A 12,444-nucleotide genomic window follows, 5' to 3' on the forward strand; every position below is an offset into this window, starting at 1 on the left:
AGGCGCCATGCGCTACTTCTACAGCGCCGACGCCATCCGTGAGGCCGAAGCGCCGTTGCTCGCCGCGCTGCCCGAAGGCGCGTTGATGCGCAGGGCGGCGTTCGGACTGGCCACCGCGATCGCCCGCGAGCTGGGCACGGTCGCAGGCAAGACGGTGTGCGCGGTGGTCGGTTCCGGAGACAACGGAGGAGACGCCCTGTGGGCGGCGACGTTCCTGCGCCGGCGCGGCGCGGGTGCCGCGGCGCTGTTGCTCAACCCGCAACGGGCGCACCGCAAAGCCCTCCACGCGTTCCTGCGCGCCGGCGGGCGCGTCGTCGAAAGTGTAATGCCCTCAACGGATCTGGTCATCGACGGGGTGGTCGGAATCTCCGGGTCGGGGCCGTTGCGCCCCGAGGCGGCCGAGGTGTTCGACGCCGTCACCCGGGCCGGCATCCCCGTCGTCGCCGTCGACGTGCCCAGCGGTGTCGACGTGCACACCGGTGTCGCCGACGGTCCGCACGTGCGGCCCGCGCTCACGGTCACCTTCGGTGGTCTCAAACCCGTTCACGTACTGGGCGACTGCGGCAGGGTCGAGCTCGTCGACATCGGGCTCGACCTGCCACCGACCGACCTGCGCGCGTTCGACGCCGAGGATGTGGCCGCCCGCTGGCCGGTGCCCGGCCCGACCGACGACAAGTACACCCAGGGCGTCACCGGCGTGATGGCCGGCTCGCAGACCTACCCCGGCGCTGCCATTCTGTGCACGGGTGCCGCCGTCGCCGCCACATCCGGGATGGTCCGCTACGCGGGAACGGCAGCCGCCGAGGTGGTCTCGCACTGGCCTGAGGTCATCGCCACCCCGGGCTACGCGAGCGCGGGCCGGGTTCAGGCGTGGGCCGTGGGCCCAGGCCTCGGCACCGACGAGACCGCCGCCGCCGCACTGGTATTCGCTCTGGAGACCGACCTGCCCGTGATCGTCGACGCCGACGGCCTGACGATCCTGTCCGCTCACCCGGAGCTGATCGAGGGCCGCTCCGCCCCGACCGTGCTCACCCCGCACGCCGGAGAGTTCGCCCGGCTGGCCGGGGCGCCGCCCGGCGCCGACAGGATCGCCGACACCCGCAGGCTCGCCGACCGGCTCGGCGTCACGGTGCTGCTCAAGGGCAACGTCACGATCGTCGCGGCGCCCGGCGGGCCGGTGCACCTCAACGCCGCAGGCAACTCGTGGGCGGCGACCGCCGGCTCGGGGGACGTGCTGTCCGGCGTGATCGGTGCGCTGCTGGCAGCGGGGCTGGCCCCCGACGAGGCGGCGGCCGCCGCGGCATTCGTCCACGCCCGGGCCGCCGACCTGTCCGCCCGTGACCCCGGGCCGGCGGCCGCCCCGACATCGGCGTCACGCATCCTGGCGCATCTGCGGACGGCGTTGGGCTCGATCCTCTAAAAAGGAGCCCATGCCCAACGTATCCCGTCACTCGTCGCTGACCCCCGCCTACACCGGACGGATGTCCACCAACCCCATCCCGGCGCTTCGCCTGCCCGACGAGTCGATGGAACCCGAGCTGACCTACCGCTACATCCACGACGAGCTCATGCTCGACGGTAGTTCCCGCCTCAACCTCGCGACGTTCGTCACCACCTGGATGGATCCCGAAGCGGGCCGGCTGATGTCGGAGACGTTCGACAAGAACATGATCGACAAGGACGAGTACCCGGTCACCGCCGCGATCGAGCAGCGCTGCGTGTGCATGGTCGCCGACCTGTTCCACGCCGAGAACCTGCGCGACGACGACCCGTCGACGGCGGTCGGGGTGTCGACCATCGGATCCAGCGAGGCGGTGATGTTGGCCGGCCTGGCGATGAAGTGGCGGTGGCGCGACAAGTTCGCCGGCGCGAACGGCGACGGCTGGAAGGGGCGCACCCCGAATCTGGTGATGGGCTCCAACGTGCAGGTGGTGTGGGAGAAGTTCTGCCGCTACTTCGACGTCGAGGCTCGCTATCTGCCGATGGAGGAGGGACGCTACGTGATCACTCCCGAGCAGGTGGTCGACGCCGTCGATGAGGACACCATCGGAGTGGTCGCGATCCTGGGCACCACGTTCACCGGGGAGCTGGAGCCGGTCGGTGAGATCTGCGCGGCGCTGGACAAGCTGGCCGGCGGCGGCGGCCCCGACGTGCCGGTGCACGTGGACGCGGCCAGCGGCGGTTTCGTGGTGCCGTTCCTGCACCCCGACGTGGTGTGGGACTTCCGCCTGCCCAGAGTCGTGTCGATCAATGTCAGCGGCCACAAGTACGGCCTGACGTATCCCGGCATCGGCTTCGTGGTCTGGCGCAACGCCGACCACCTGCCCGAAGACCTGGTGTTCCGGGTCAACTACCTCGGCGGCGACATGCCGACGTTCACGCTGAACTTCTCCCGGCCTGGCAACCAGGTGGTCGGCCAGTACTACAACTTCCTGCGGCTGGGGCGTGAGGGCTACGTCACGGTGATGAGGACGCTGTCCGAGACCGCGCAGTGGCTGGCCCATGAGCTGGCCGCGATGACCGGGCCGGACAACTTAGCGGTCTTCGAGGTGATCTCGGACGGCTCGGCGATTCCGGTGGTGGCGTTCAAGCTGGTGGAAGGCACCCGATACACGGTCTTCGACATCTCGTCGCTGCTCCGCGGTTACGGCTGGCAGGTTCCGGCCTACACGATGCCCGACAAGGCCACCGACGTCGCGGTGCTGCGGATCGTGGTGCGGGAGGGCTTCTCGGCGAACCTGGCCCGGGCGCTGCGCGACGACCTGGTCGAGGTGCTCGGCAAGCTCGACAAGGTGGGCGTCGGCGGCTTCGCCGACGAGGAGCATTTCGCCCACTGAACGCCCGCCTGGGACAATCGCAGGCGGTGACCATGACCATGAACATCCCCCGGGCAGTGCCCACCGCGTCCGTCGACCTCGATGCGATCGCCCACAACGTCGCTGTGCTGCGCGAACATGCAGGTTCCGCTGCGGTGATGGCCGTCGTGAAGGCCGACGGCTACGGTCACGGCGCCACCCGTGTGGCGCGTGCCGCGCTGGCGGCCGGGGCCGCCGAGCTCGGGGTCGCGACGCTGGCCGAGGCGCTGGCGCTGCGCGCTGACGGCGTCACCGCCCGGGTGCTGTCCTGGCTGCACCCGCCGGGCACCGATTTCGCGCCGGCGCTGCTGGCCGACGTCGACGTGGCCGTGTCGTCGCAGCGCCAGCTCGGCGACGTCCTCGATGCCGCCGCGCGCACCGGGGTTACCGCGAACGTGTCCGTCAAGGCCGACACCGGGCTGTGCCGCAACGGAGTGAGCGAGGCCGAGTATCCGGCGGTCGTCGACACCCTGCGCCGGGCGCGCAGCGATGGCGCGGTGCGGGTGCGCGGGCTGATGTCGCATCTGGCCCACGGTGACACGCCGGAGCACCCCTTCAACGATGTCCAGGCGCGCCGACTGACCGACATGGCCGTGACGGCGCGGTCCAGCGGAGTCACCTACGAGGTGGTGCACCTGGCGAATTCGCCTGCCGCGCTGACCCGTCCGGACCTGGCATTCGACATGGTGCGGCCCGGGATCGCGGTGTACGGGCAGATGCCGATACCCGAGCGGGGCGACATGGGCTTGCGGCCGGCGATGACGGTGCGCTGCCCGGTGGCGAAGCTGCGGCAGGTGCGTGCGGGCGACGCCGTGTCCTACGGGCACACCTGGACCGCGCCGGTGGACACCACGCTGGCGTTGATCCCGGCCGGCTATGCCGACGGGGTGTACCGCGCGCTGAGCAACCGCTTCGAGGTGTCGATCAACGGCCGCCGGTATCCGAACGTGGGACGGATCTGCATGGACCAGTTCGTGGTGGATCTGGGGCCCGGTCCGGTGCCGGTCGCCGAGGGGGACGACGCGATTCTGTTCGGCCCGGGCACCGACGGCGAGCCGACGGCGCAGGACTGGGCCGAACTGCTGGGCACCATCAATTACGAGGTGGTGACGAGCCCGCGAGGACGGTTCGTACGGTCCTACCGCGGTGGTCTGCAATGATTCGCGGCGCGGGCTGGCTGGCCGGGGCGGCGGGGATGGCCGCCGTCGGCTCCGCCGCGGGTGTGTCGGTGGCGCAGTCGCTGCGCCGCCGGGTGACCGACGAGGACCCGCACCGTGACGAGGATTTCGAGCTTCTCGACGCCGACCGGGGCTGTGTGGTGACGACCCCTGACGGCGTCCCGCTGACGGTCCGCGAAGTGGGGCCGGTGGACGCGCCGCTGACCGTGGTGTTCGCGCACGGCTTCTGCCTGCGGATGGGATCGTTCCATTTCCAGCGGGCTCGCCTGAGCGAGCTATGGGGACCCCAGGTCCGGATGGTGTTCTACGATCAGCGCGGCCACGGCCGGTCCGGTGAGGCGCCGCCGGACACCTACACCGTCGAGCAGCTCGGCCAGGATCTGGAGAGCGTGCTGGCGGTGATGGCGCCGAAGGGTCCCGTGGTGCTGGTGGGGCATTCGATGGGCGGCATGACGGTCCTCTCACACGCCCGGCAGTATCCGCAGCGCTATCCCACTCGCGTGGTCGGCGTGGCGTTGATTTCCTCTGCTGCCGAAGGTGTTTCACGCTCCCCGGTCGGTGAGATCCTGAAGAACCCGGCGTTGGAGGCGGTGCGGTTCGCGGCGAGGTACGCGCCGAAGCTGATGCACCGCAGCCGCGGAGCCGCACGCTCGGTGATCGGTCCGATTCTGCGGGCCGCGTCGTACGGCGACGAGAAGATCAGCCCGAGTGTGGTGTCGTTCTCCGAGCGGATGATGCACGACACTTCGATCACCACACTGGTGGAGTTCCTGCACGCGCTCGAGGTGCACGACGAGACGGCCGCCCTGCAGACGTTGAACAAGGTGCAGACGTTGATCGCCTGTGGCGACCGGGATCTGCTCACACCGGTCGAGTACTCCAGGGAGATGGCGCACAAGTTGCAGCGATCGGAACTTGTGATCGTAGGCGGCGCAGGGCATTTGGTTCAGCTGGAGCGCCCGGAAGTCATCAACGAGGCGTTGGTACGGCTGGTGGAACGGGCCACGCCGTCGAAGCTGGTGGCGTTGACCCGGCGGGTGAAGGAGCGGATGCGGTCTGATGGATGATCGTTCGGGCAACATGGAGTTGCTCAACGTCGAGGAGACGATGGCGCTGGGCGCCAGGCTGGGCCGTGGGCTGCATGCCGGTGACGTGGTGGTGCTGTCCGGCCCCTTGGGCGCCGGAAAGACGGTGCTGGCCAAGGGCATCGCGCAGGCCCTGGATGTGGAGGGCCCGGTGATCTCGCCGACCTTCGTACTGGCTCGGGTGCACCGGCCCCGCCGGGAAGGAGCGCCGGCGATGGTGCACGTCGACCTGTACCGGCTGCTCGACCAGGAGTCGGTGGACCTGCTCGCCGAATTGGACTCGCTGGACCTCGACACCGATCTCGACGACGCCGTCGTAGTGGTCGAGTGGGGTGAGGGGCTGGCCGAACGGCTGTCGGACAGCCACCTCGACATCCGGCTGGAGCGCGCCCCCGACACCGATGCGCGCACCGCGATCTGGCAGTGGAGCAGGCCGTGAGCAGGCTGGTCCTGGCCATCGACACGGCCACCCCGGCGGTGACTGCGGGCGTGGTGCGGATGAACGGTGACGCGGTGCAGGTGCTCGCCGAGCAGGTCACGGTCGATAACCGCGCGCACGCCGAACGTCTGACCCCCAATACTGTTGAGGCGCTCAGTCGTGCGGGGATCACCGTAGACCGGCTCGACGCCGTGGTGGTGGGGTGCGGACCCGGCCCGTTCACCGGGCTGAGGGTCGGGATGGCCACGGCGGCGGCGTTCGGGCATGCGCTCGGCGTCCCGGTGCGCGGAGTGTGCAGCCTGGACGCGATCGCGGTGGGAACGGCCGGAGATGTCCTGGTGGTCACCGACGCCAGGCGTCGCGAGGTGTACTGGGCGCGTTACCGGGACGGCCGACGGGTCGACGGACCGGCGGTGAACGCGGCGGTGGACGTACCTCCAGGTGCCGAGGCGGTGGCCGGGTCACCGGAGCATGTCGAGCTGTTCGACCTTCCGCGGCTCGCTCCGGTCTATCCCACCGCAGCGGGACTCGTTGCGGCGGTGACGGATTGGGTGTCCGATCCGGAACCGCTGGTGCCGCTGTACCTGCGCAGGCCCGATGCCAAGCCGTCGCGGGCGGTGGTGCGGTGAACGTCGAGTACGGCCTGCTGACCCCGGGTGACGCCATGCGGTGTGCCGAATTGGAGGCGCAACTGTTCGACGGCGACGACCCGTGGCCCGAGCGCACCTTCCTGGCGGAGCTGGCCGCCAAGCACAACTACTACGTCGCAGCTCGGGTGGACGACAAGGTGGTCGGATATGCCGGGATCGCCCGGCTGGGCCGGTTCAAGCCGTATGAGTACGAGATTCACACCGTGGGTGTCGACCCGGCGTATCAGGGTCAGGGCATCGGCCGGAACATGGTCACCCGGCTGATCGAACATGCCGAAGGCGGAACGATCTTCCTCGAAGTCCGTACCGACAACGACGCGGCGATCGCGCTGTACGAGAGCGAAGGATTCGTCAAGATCGGGGTGCGCAAGCGCTACTACCGGGTCAGTGGTGCAGACGCCTACACGATGAAAAGGGAGCGGCGATGATCATTCTGGCCATCGAGAGTTCCTGCGACGAGACCGGTGTCGGTATCGCTGAACTCGGCGACGACGGGACGGTGACGCTGCTGGCCGACGAGGTGGCCTCCAGCGTCGACGAGCACGCCCGGTTCGGCGGGGTGGTTCCGGAGATCGCGTCCCGCGCGCATCTGGAGGCGCTGGGGCCGACGATGCGGCGTGCGCTGGCGGCGGCCGGGGTGAGCAGACCCGACGTCGTGGCGGCGACCATCGGCCCGGGTCTGGCAGGGGCGCTGCTGGTCGGTGTCGCTGCGGCCAAGGCGTACGCGGCGGCGTGGCAGGTGCCGTTCTACGCGGTGAATCACCTGGGCGGGCACCTGGCCGCCGACGTGTACGACCACGGCCCGCTGCCGGAGAGCATCGGTCTGTTGGTGTCGGGCGGGCATACGAATCTGCTGCACGTGCGGTCGCTGGGGGAGCCGATCATCGAGCTGGGTTCCACGGTCGACGATGCCGCGGGCGAGGCGTACGACAAGGTCGCCCGGCTGCTCGGTCTGGGATACCCGGGTGGGCGGGTGCTCGATGAGCTTGCCCGCGAGGGCGATCCGGCCGCGATCACCTTCCCGCGAGGAATGACGGGACCGCGGGACGACCCGTACGCGTTCAGCTTCTCGGGTCTCAAAACCGCGGTGGCGCGGTATGTGGAGCGGCATCCGGAGTCTTCGCAGGCCGATATCGCGGCCGGGTTCCAAGAGGCCGTCGCCGACGTGCTGACCGCCAAAGCGGTGCGCGCGGCGAAAGACCTCGGAGTGTCGACGCTGTTGATCGCCGGGGGAGTGGCGGCGAACTCGCGGCTGCGCGAGCTGGCGTCGCAGCGGTCCGAAGAGGCCGAGATGACGCTGCGGATTCCGCGGCCGAGGTTGTGCACCGACAACGGGGCGATGATCGCGTCGTTCGCCGCGCATTTGATCGCGGCCGGGGCGTCACCGTCGCCGCTCGATGCCGCCAGCGATCCGGGGTTGCCGGTGGTGCAGGGGCAGGTCGCGTGAGTGCGGCTGACAAGCTTGCGATCACCGAACTGCTGTACCGCTATGCGGAGTTGGTCGACGCCGGTGACTTCGACGGTGTCGGAGCGCTACTCGGGCGGGGCCACTTCATGGGGGTCGCCGGCGCCGATGCCATCGCCGGCCTGTTCGTCGCGACCACCCGCCGGTTCCCCGAACACGGCAACACCCCGCGCACCCGGCACCTGGTGCTCAACCCGATCGTCGACATCGACGGTGACACGGCCACGGGGCGCTCGACGTTCTGTGTCGTCCAGCGCACCGACTCGGTTGTGTTGCAGCCCATTGTGGTCGGGAGGTACGCCGACACCTTCGCTCGCGATGCGGACGGCTGGTACTTCACCGGCCGCACCGTCGACGTGGAGATGGTCGGTGATGTATCCGACCACTTGCTGATGGATTCGGGTCGACTTGGTCAGAACGGTGGTGGGTCGTCGCCGTAGTCGGGTTCGTGCCATTGGGTGGGTGATGCCCAGGGCGTAGTGCTAGGTGGCTGGTGGTCTGTGCGGTGGGGTGGGCTTTGTGATTTGCGTAGTCGGCGGTTGTGTGTGCGTTCGGCGGTGATGGCTCGGGTTCGGTTGTGGGCGCGGGTGTTTCGCCGTCGGGGCATCATGGTGCCGCGGTGGGTGTTGGGGGTGGGTTGGGGTGGGTCGCCGGTCCACAGCGTGCCGGTGGGCCGACACAGGATGGGGTAGAGCAGCCGGCTGCCGGGGTGGGTGGTGTAGGTGTGGCCGGTGGGTGCGGTCCAGATGATGGTGCCGTCGGGGTGTTGTCGGTCGCGCCAGCCGGTGGCGCCGATCCAGAATGTTTTCAGCAGGTGGTGAAAACGGCACAGGCTTTTGAGGTTTGTGAACCGCCCCAGGTTCTCCGCCGCTTCTATACGGGTTGCGGCTCTCGGTTGAGGGTCGCGTAATGGGCTTGCTCGAACTCCACGGGGGTCATCATCTCAAGGCTGCTGTGCAGGCGCCTGGTGTTGTACCAGTCGACCCAGCCGGCGGTGGCGTACTCGACGTCTCCGATGTTGCGGTAGGGGCCGGCGTGGAAGATCGTGGTGCGGATGCACTCGGTCTTGTACAGCCCGATTACGCACTCCATCAACGCGTTGTCGTAGGCTTGACCGGCTAATGCGGGCTCAGGGAGCTGTGTTGGCGTGCGGAGTGGTTCATTGTCGGGGTGGTGTGGTGAGTTTGCGGAGTTGTTCGTCGTGGCGTTTGACGCGTGCGGCGAGTGCTTCGACGGCGGTGCGTAGGTGGGCGACGTCGGTGGCCAGGCCGGTGAGGGTGCGGGCGTCGGTTTGTCGGGTGCGGTGTTCGTCGACGATGGCGCGGAGCTGGCGGTCGCGGTAGAGGGTGGCGCGGCTGATCTGGGCGTGCTCGGCGACGGCGGTGAAGGTGATGGGCTGGCCGGCGGTGGCGAGGTTGGCGCAGACCCGTTCGACGCGCAGCAGGGCGGGTTCGTTCATGCGGATGCCGCTGCGGTGATGAGCGCGTCGAGTCGGGAGACGAGCTTGCGGTGGCGGTCGGCTTCGTTGATCCATCCCCGTTTTTCTGCGTCTACGGCCAGATCGTGGGCGTCGATGCGTTGGGCGGCAAGGACAGCGAGGTGGGTGGCGTCGGTGTGGAAGCTGGGACAGTGTTCGCAGATGTTGGCATACGGGCAGGACCCTTGCGCGGGTGCGCGTAGGCAGTATCCGCCGGCCAGGCGGGATTTGATGGCCGGGGTGTCTTTCCAGCCGGTGCCGGTGATATCGGTCAGCGGCAACCCGACTGCGGTGGTGGTGGGCAGCGCTCCGATATGACTTTTGGCCAGGTCCAAGGCGCGTTCGTATTCGGTGCGTACGGTGTGGTCGAAGAGGTGGGCATATCGCAGACTCATCTGGGAGGAGACGTGGCCCAGCAGTGCCATGAGGGCCTGCAGCGATACTCCAGCGTTGATCAGTGCAGTGGCATAGGTGTGTCGCAGTTGATGCGGTGTGATGTGTCCTAGGCCAGCAGCTTGGGCTGCCCGGTTCAGTTCTTCGCGTATTGCGTTCTGGGACAGTCTTTTCCCGTGGTGAGTGAACAGGAAGTCGGCGGGGGCGCCGGTGCGGGGATGGATCATCGGTCGCCCGCAGGAGCGGGTTGTGGTGATGCGGTCCACGAGGGTGAGGACCTCGTCGTCGACGGGGATCATGCGTTCGGAGTTGAGCTTGCCGAGGGGAACTTTGAGCCACGATCCCTGGCCCGGGATCTCGTGGATGCAGTCGAGTTCGAGGTCGAGCAGTTCACCGATGCGCAGTCCGCAGGCCCGCTGCACCAGCAGGGCGTCAGCGGCGAGTCGGTAAGGTGATTTCGCCAGGGCGGCAGTGAGTGTGCGGTCTGCATCGACCGGTAGATATCGGGGCAGACAGCGGGGTGGCCGCGGCATGTCGGTGCGGAAGATCAGGCGCCGCGGTGGGGCGTCGTCCCATCCCCATTCGGTGATTTCGGCCAGGAAGTTGCCCACCGCGTGGATGCGTCGGATCCGGTCGGCGATGGTGATCGGCTCACCGGTGACGCTGTTGGTGGCGGTGGTCAGCGAGGTGATGAACGGCTCGATGTGCCGGCGGCGGTCCAGTTGGTTCAGCGAGGTCAGGCTGGGGTCGGTGGCGGCGAGGTAGCGGCCGAAATGTGCCAATCGGGTGGCCAGGGAGCTGACCGTTTTGGGCACGCAGGTGGCGTATTTGCGGTTCAGATAGGCCACGAACTCCGGCCGCAGCGCCGCCGGGACGTCGGCCATGCGCTCCTCGAGGGTCAACGGGGCGACCGCCGGAGGTGCTTGGTCGTCGAGGATGCCGAGGTGGAACAGGATCTGGCGGGCACTGTGGGTGGTGCTGCGATAGTGCCTGGCACCGCGGCCGGTGCGTTCCTGTCGGCTATCGCAAGCGTGCAGCAACTCTTGCAGATCATGTTCCCGCAGATCGGCCAGGGGGCGGGCGGTCTGGATCAGCAGGCGGGCGATGATCTGCGAGCCGATCGCCGAAGCGACCCGCTGACTGAAACCCAATTCGGCTGCTGCGCGCAGGAACTGATCGAGGTCGGGTTGCAGGCAGCTGTCGGTCAGCTCGTGCCAGAGGCTGCAGAGTTTGCGGTGCACGAGGTAGTCGTAACCCGGTTGCAGCCGTCGGCTGACCATCAGGAACGTGATAAACGGCCGCGTCGAACAGTTCGCCGCCAACTGCTGCTGCAGTGGGATGTCGGCCCAGGTCTGGACTCGGGGCCAGCGCCGTAGAAACGATCGGGCGGCTTGGGCATAAGCGGTGTTGCCGCGGTCCCGGCGTTGTAGGTGAACCAGGTAGGCAGCGTAGATCTGCGCCGGTGTTTCAGGGGCGGGAACGTAATCGTGTTCGGGCAGCATCGTATTCCGCCTTGACGTGGATGGGTGCCAGATGGATGTAGCGGGCTGTGGTGTCGATGTGGGAGTGCCCGAGCAGAGCTTGCATCACCGCCAGATCCACCCCGGCCTCGGCCATCGCGGTGCCGAAGGTATGTCGTAACGCATGCGGGTGACCCGCGAGCACCCCGGTCTTGGCTCGGTGATACCGGAAGATTGTGCGTAAACCGGCCGCGGTCAAGGGTTGGCCCCGATGCGGGCCTTTCGCGACCAGGAATAGGAGGTTGCTGTCCGATTCGGGTCTTTCAACGAGCAGATAGGTTTGGATCAGCCCGGCGACCTCCACATCGAGAGGCACGCGGCGCTCCTTGGCGCCTTTGCCCATCACCTTCACCCAGCGGGCACCGATATCGACATCGGTCACGTTGAGGGTCAGCAGTTCTCCAGATCGAAGCCCGGACAACAACATCAGCCCAGCCAGTGCCCGGTCACGCCACGTCCGCAGGCTCGATAACAGCTGAGCGGTCTCGTGACGATTCAAGGCCCGCGGCAGCCGACGCGGTTCGCGCAGCCGCAGCGCCGATCGGCGTTTGGGCCGGACCAAATGTCCAAGCAAGCCGGTGCGTTCCTCAGCGCTGACCCGACGGGCTTCGCGGCCACTAGGGATCGGGCTCCGCAGCCTGGGGTCACGCAGTTCGCGGAACTGGTACAGGCCGGTCAATGCGGCAAGGCGGTGGTTGATGGTCGTCGACGAGTAGTGGTCGTAGGCCGCGCCGGTCATCGACACCACATTGGCGGGGCGCCCCGCGATCGGAGTCTGCCGGCAGTGCCGCATGAAGTCCAGCACCGTCTCGGTGGTCACCGCACTCAATGTGACATCGACGTCGTCGAGCCAACGGCAGAATGCCAGCAGGTCATAGCCGTAGGCCCGCAGCGTGCGGGGAGAATAATTCCGGTCGGCCAAATACCCCAGGTACTCGTTGACCAACGCGTACTTCTCACAGCCCGGACCGGACAACACCCAGGCGACATCGGTGCCTGGGTGCAGACGCAGCTGATGCTGAATCGCCATAAGACAAGTGCAACCCCGCCGCCTACCGCCAGTCAAGCATTTTCCTTGCTGGCGTGTCGTTTACGTGCCTGCATTCTCCCGGATTAGCCGGTCAACAGGCAGTCGGCTACCGACCCGATCGAGGGCAAGATGCCCTCCTCGGCAAGGTGGTCGGTGAAAGTGATCGAGGTGTATTGCGACCCGGCATCGGCGTGACCGATGAGCTCTCCGCGGACCACGGGGTGACCCTCACGGTCGCGCTGCCACAAGGCCATGCGTAGCGGCACGTCGACCAGCTCGACGGCCTTAGCCTCGATCCACTGATGAATTGGGGTAGGTGTGCCTCGCTGGGCTGTTGAGGGCTGGTCCTGGT

General features: G+C 68.0%; 12 protein-coding genes and 3 pseudogenes. 9 read left to right on the forward strand and 6 right to left on the reverse strand.

Features of this window, described 5'->3' with window-relative positions:
* Nucleotides 1-7 precede the first annotated feature (7 nt).
* Genes KXD97_RS14045 through KXD97_RS14085 form a run of 9 tightly spaced genes read left to right on the forward strand, consistent with a single transcriptional unit; the run spans nucleotide 8 to nucleotide 8,112 of the window.
* Nucleotides 8-1,420, forward strand: coding sequence for an NAD(P)H-hydrate dehydratase (locus KXD97_RS14045; RefSeq protein ID WP_260757464.1), 1,413 nt, complete (start codon nucleotides 8-10; stop codon nucleotides 1,418-1,420).
* A 10-nt stretch (nucleotides 1,421-1,430) separates the two neighbouring features.
* Entirely contained in the window at nucleotides 1,431-2,837 is a 1,407-nt protein-coding gene (locus KXD97_RS14050) for a glutamate decarboxylase (RefSeq protein WP_260757465.1), read from the forward strand.
* Nucleotides 2,838-2,869: 32 nt separating this feature from the next.
* Nucleotides 2,870-4,015, forward strand: a complete 1,146-nt coding sequence (alr, locus tag KXD97_RS14055) for an alanine racemase (RefSeq protein ID WP_260757965.1) — start codon at nucleotides 2,870-2,872, stop codon at nucleotides 4,013-4,015.
* The gene (locus KXD97_RS14060) at nucleotides 4,012-5,100 is read left to right on the forward strand and encodes an alpha/beta fold hydrolase (protein ID WP_260757466.1); all 1,089 of its coding nucleotides are present in this window, start codon (nucleotides 4,012-4,014) and stop codon (nucleotides 5,098-5,100) included. Before alr ends, KXD97_RS14060 begins: the two co-directional genes overlap by 4 nt.
* The gene (gene tsaE / locus KXD97_RS14065) at nucleotides 5,093-5,557 is read left to right on the forward strand and encodes a tRNA (adenosine(37)-N6)-threonylcarbamoyltransferase complex ATPase subunit type 1 TsaE (protein WP_260757467.1); all 465 of its coding nucleotides are present in this window, start codon (nucleotides 5,093-5,095) and stop codon (nucleotides 5,555-5,557) included. The genes KXD97_RS14060 and tsaE overlap by 8 nt, the downstream gene beginning before the upstream one ends.
* Entirely contained in the window at nucleotides 5,554-6,186 is a 633-nt protein-coding gene (gene tsaB / locus KXD97_RS14070) for a tRNA (adenosine(37)-N6)-threonylcarbamoyltransferase complex dimerization subunit type 1 TsaB (protein ID WP_260757468.1), read from the forward strand. Before tsaE ends, tsaB begins: the two co-directional genes overlap by 4 nt.
* Nucleotides 6,183-6,635: a ribosomal protein S18-alanine N-acetyltransferase gene (gene rimI / locus KXD97_RS14075; protein WP_260757469.1), complete on the forward strand. Its 453-nt coding sequence runs from the start codon at nucleotides 6,183-6,185 to the stop codon at nucleotides 6,633-6,635. Before tsaB ends, rimI begins: the two co-directional genes overlap by 4 nt.
* Nucleotides 6,632-7,654, forward strand: a complete 1,023-nt coding sequence (gene tsaD, locus KXD97_RS14080; protein ID WP_260757470.1) for a tRNA (adenosine(37)-N6)-threonylcarbamoyltransferase complex transferase subunit TsaD — start codon at nucleotides 6,632-6,634, stop codon at nucleotides 7,652-7,654. The genes rimI and tsaD overlap by 4 nt, the downstream gene beginning before the upstream one ends.
* Nucleotides 7,651-8,112 carry a nuclear transport factor 2 family protein gene (locus KXD97_RS14085; RefSeq protein ID WP_260757471.1) on the forward strand — a complete coding sequence of 154 codons (462 nt, stop codon included), beginning with the start codon at nucleotides 7,651-7,653 and terminating at the stop codon, nucleotides 8,110-8,112. The genes tsaD and KXD97_RS14085 overlap by 4 nt, the downstream gene beginning before the upstream one ends.
* Here KXD97_RS14085 and KXD97_RS14090 read toward each other — a convergent pair.
* From KXD97_RS14090 to KXD97_RS14115, 6 genes and pseudogenes are all read right to left on the reverse strand, one after another.
* A pseudogene (locus KXD97_RS14090) lies at nucleotides 8,085-8,519 on the reverse strand (HNH endonuclease); the annotation flags it as partial. The gene KXD97_RS14085 and the pseudogene KXD97_RS14090 sit on opposite strands and share 28 nt — an antisense overlap.
* Before the next feature lie 26 nt (nucleotides 8,520-8,545).
* A pseudogene (locus KXD97_RS14095) lies at nucleotides 8,546-8,788 on the reverse strand (integrase core domain-containing protein); the annotation flags it as partial.
* Between the two features lie 43 nt (nucleotides 8,789-8,831).
* A complete protein-coding gene (locus KXD97_RS14100; protein ID WP_260754051.1) occupies nucleotides 8,832-9,131 on the reverse strand; it encodes a hypothetical protein in 300 nt (99 codons plus the stop codon).
* Nucleotides 9,128-11,044 carry a site-specific integrase gene (locus KXD97_RS14105; RefSeq protein ID WP_260754053.1) on the reverse strand — a complete coding sequence of 639 codons (1,917 nt, stop codon included), beginning with the start codon at nucleotides 11,042-11,044 and terminating at the stop codon, nucleotides 9,128-9,130. The genes KXD97_RS14100 and KXD97_RS14105 overlap by 4 nt, the downstream gene beginning before the upstream one ends.
* Nucleotides 11,010-12,092, reverse strand: coding sequence for a tyrosine-type recombinase/integrase (locus KXD97_RS14110; protein ID WP_260754055.1), 1,083 nt, complete (start codon nucleotides 12,090-12,092; stop codon nucleotides 11,010-11,012). The genes KXD97_RS14105 and KXD97_RS14110 overlap by 35 nt, the downstream gene beginning before the upstream one ends.
* A 101-nt stretch (nucleotides 12,093-12,193) precedes the next feature.
* Nucleotides 12,194-12,382: pseudogene (locus KXD97_RS14115) on the reverse strand (IS3 family transposase); the annotation flags it as partial.
* Nucleotides 12,383-12,444: the final 62 nt, after the last annotated feature.

The organism is Mycobacterium sp. SMC-8 (assembly GCF_025263565.1).
Taxonomy (GTDB): domain Bacteria; phylum Actinomycetota; class Actinomycetes; order Mycobacteriales; family Mycobacteriaceae; genus Mycobacterium.

Bases quoted from the DNA above. Each gene is read 5' to 3' on its own strand.
- KXD97_RS14045 (WP_260757464.1), top strand. From the start codon at position 8: ATGCGCTACTTCTACAGCGCCGACGCCATCCGTGAGGCCGAAGCGCCG.
- KXD97_RS14050 (WP_260757465.1), top strand. From the start codon at position 1,431: ATGCCCAACGTATCCCGTCACTCGTCGCTGACCCCCGCCTACACCGGA.
- alr (WP_260757965.1), top strand. From the start codon at position 2,870: ATGACCATGAACATCCCCCGGGCAGTGCCCACCGCGTCCGTCGACCTC.
- KXD97_RS14060 (WP_260757466.1), top strand. From the start codon at position 4,012: ATGATTCGCGGCGCGGGCTGGCTGGCCGGGGCGGCGGGGATGGCCGCC.
- tsaE (WP_260757467.1), top strand. From the start codon at position 5,093: ATGGATGATCGTTCGGGCAACATGGAGTTGCTCAACGTCGAGGAGACG.
- tsaD (WP_260757470.1), top strand. From the start codon at position 6,632: ATGATCATTCTGGCCATCGAGAGTTCCTGCGACGAGACCGGTGTCGGT.
- KXD97_RS14100 (WP_260754051.1), bottom strand. From the start codon at position 9,131: ATGAACGAACCCGCCCTGCTGCGCGTCGAACGGGTCTGCGCCAACCTC.
- KXD97_RS14105 (WP_260754053.1), bottom strand. From the start codon at position 11,044: ATGCTGCCCGAACACGATTACGTTCCCGCCCCTGAAACACCGGCGCAG.
- KXD97_RS14110 (WP_260754055.1), bottom strand. From the start codon at position 12,092: ATGGCGATTCAGCATCAGCTGCGTCTGCACCCAGGCACCGATGTCGCC.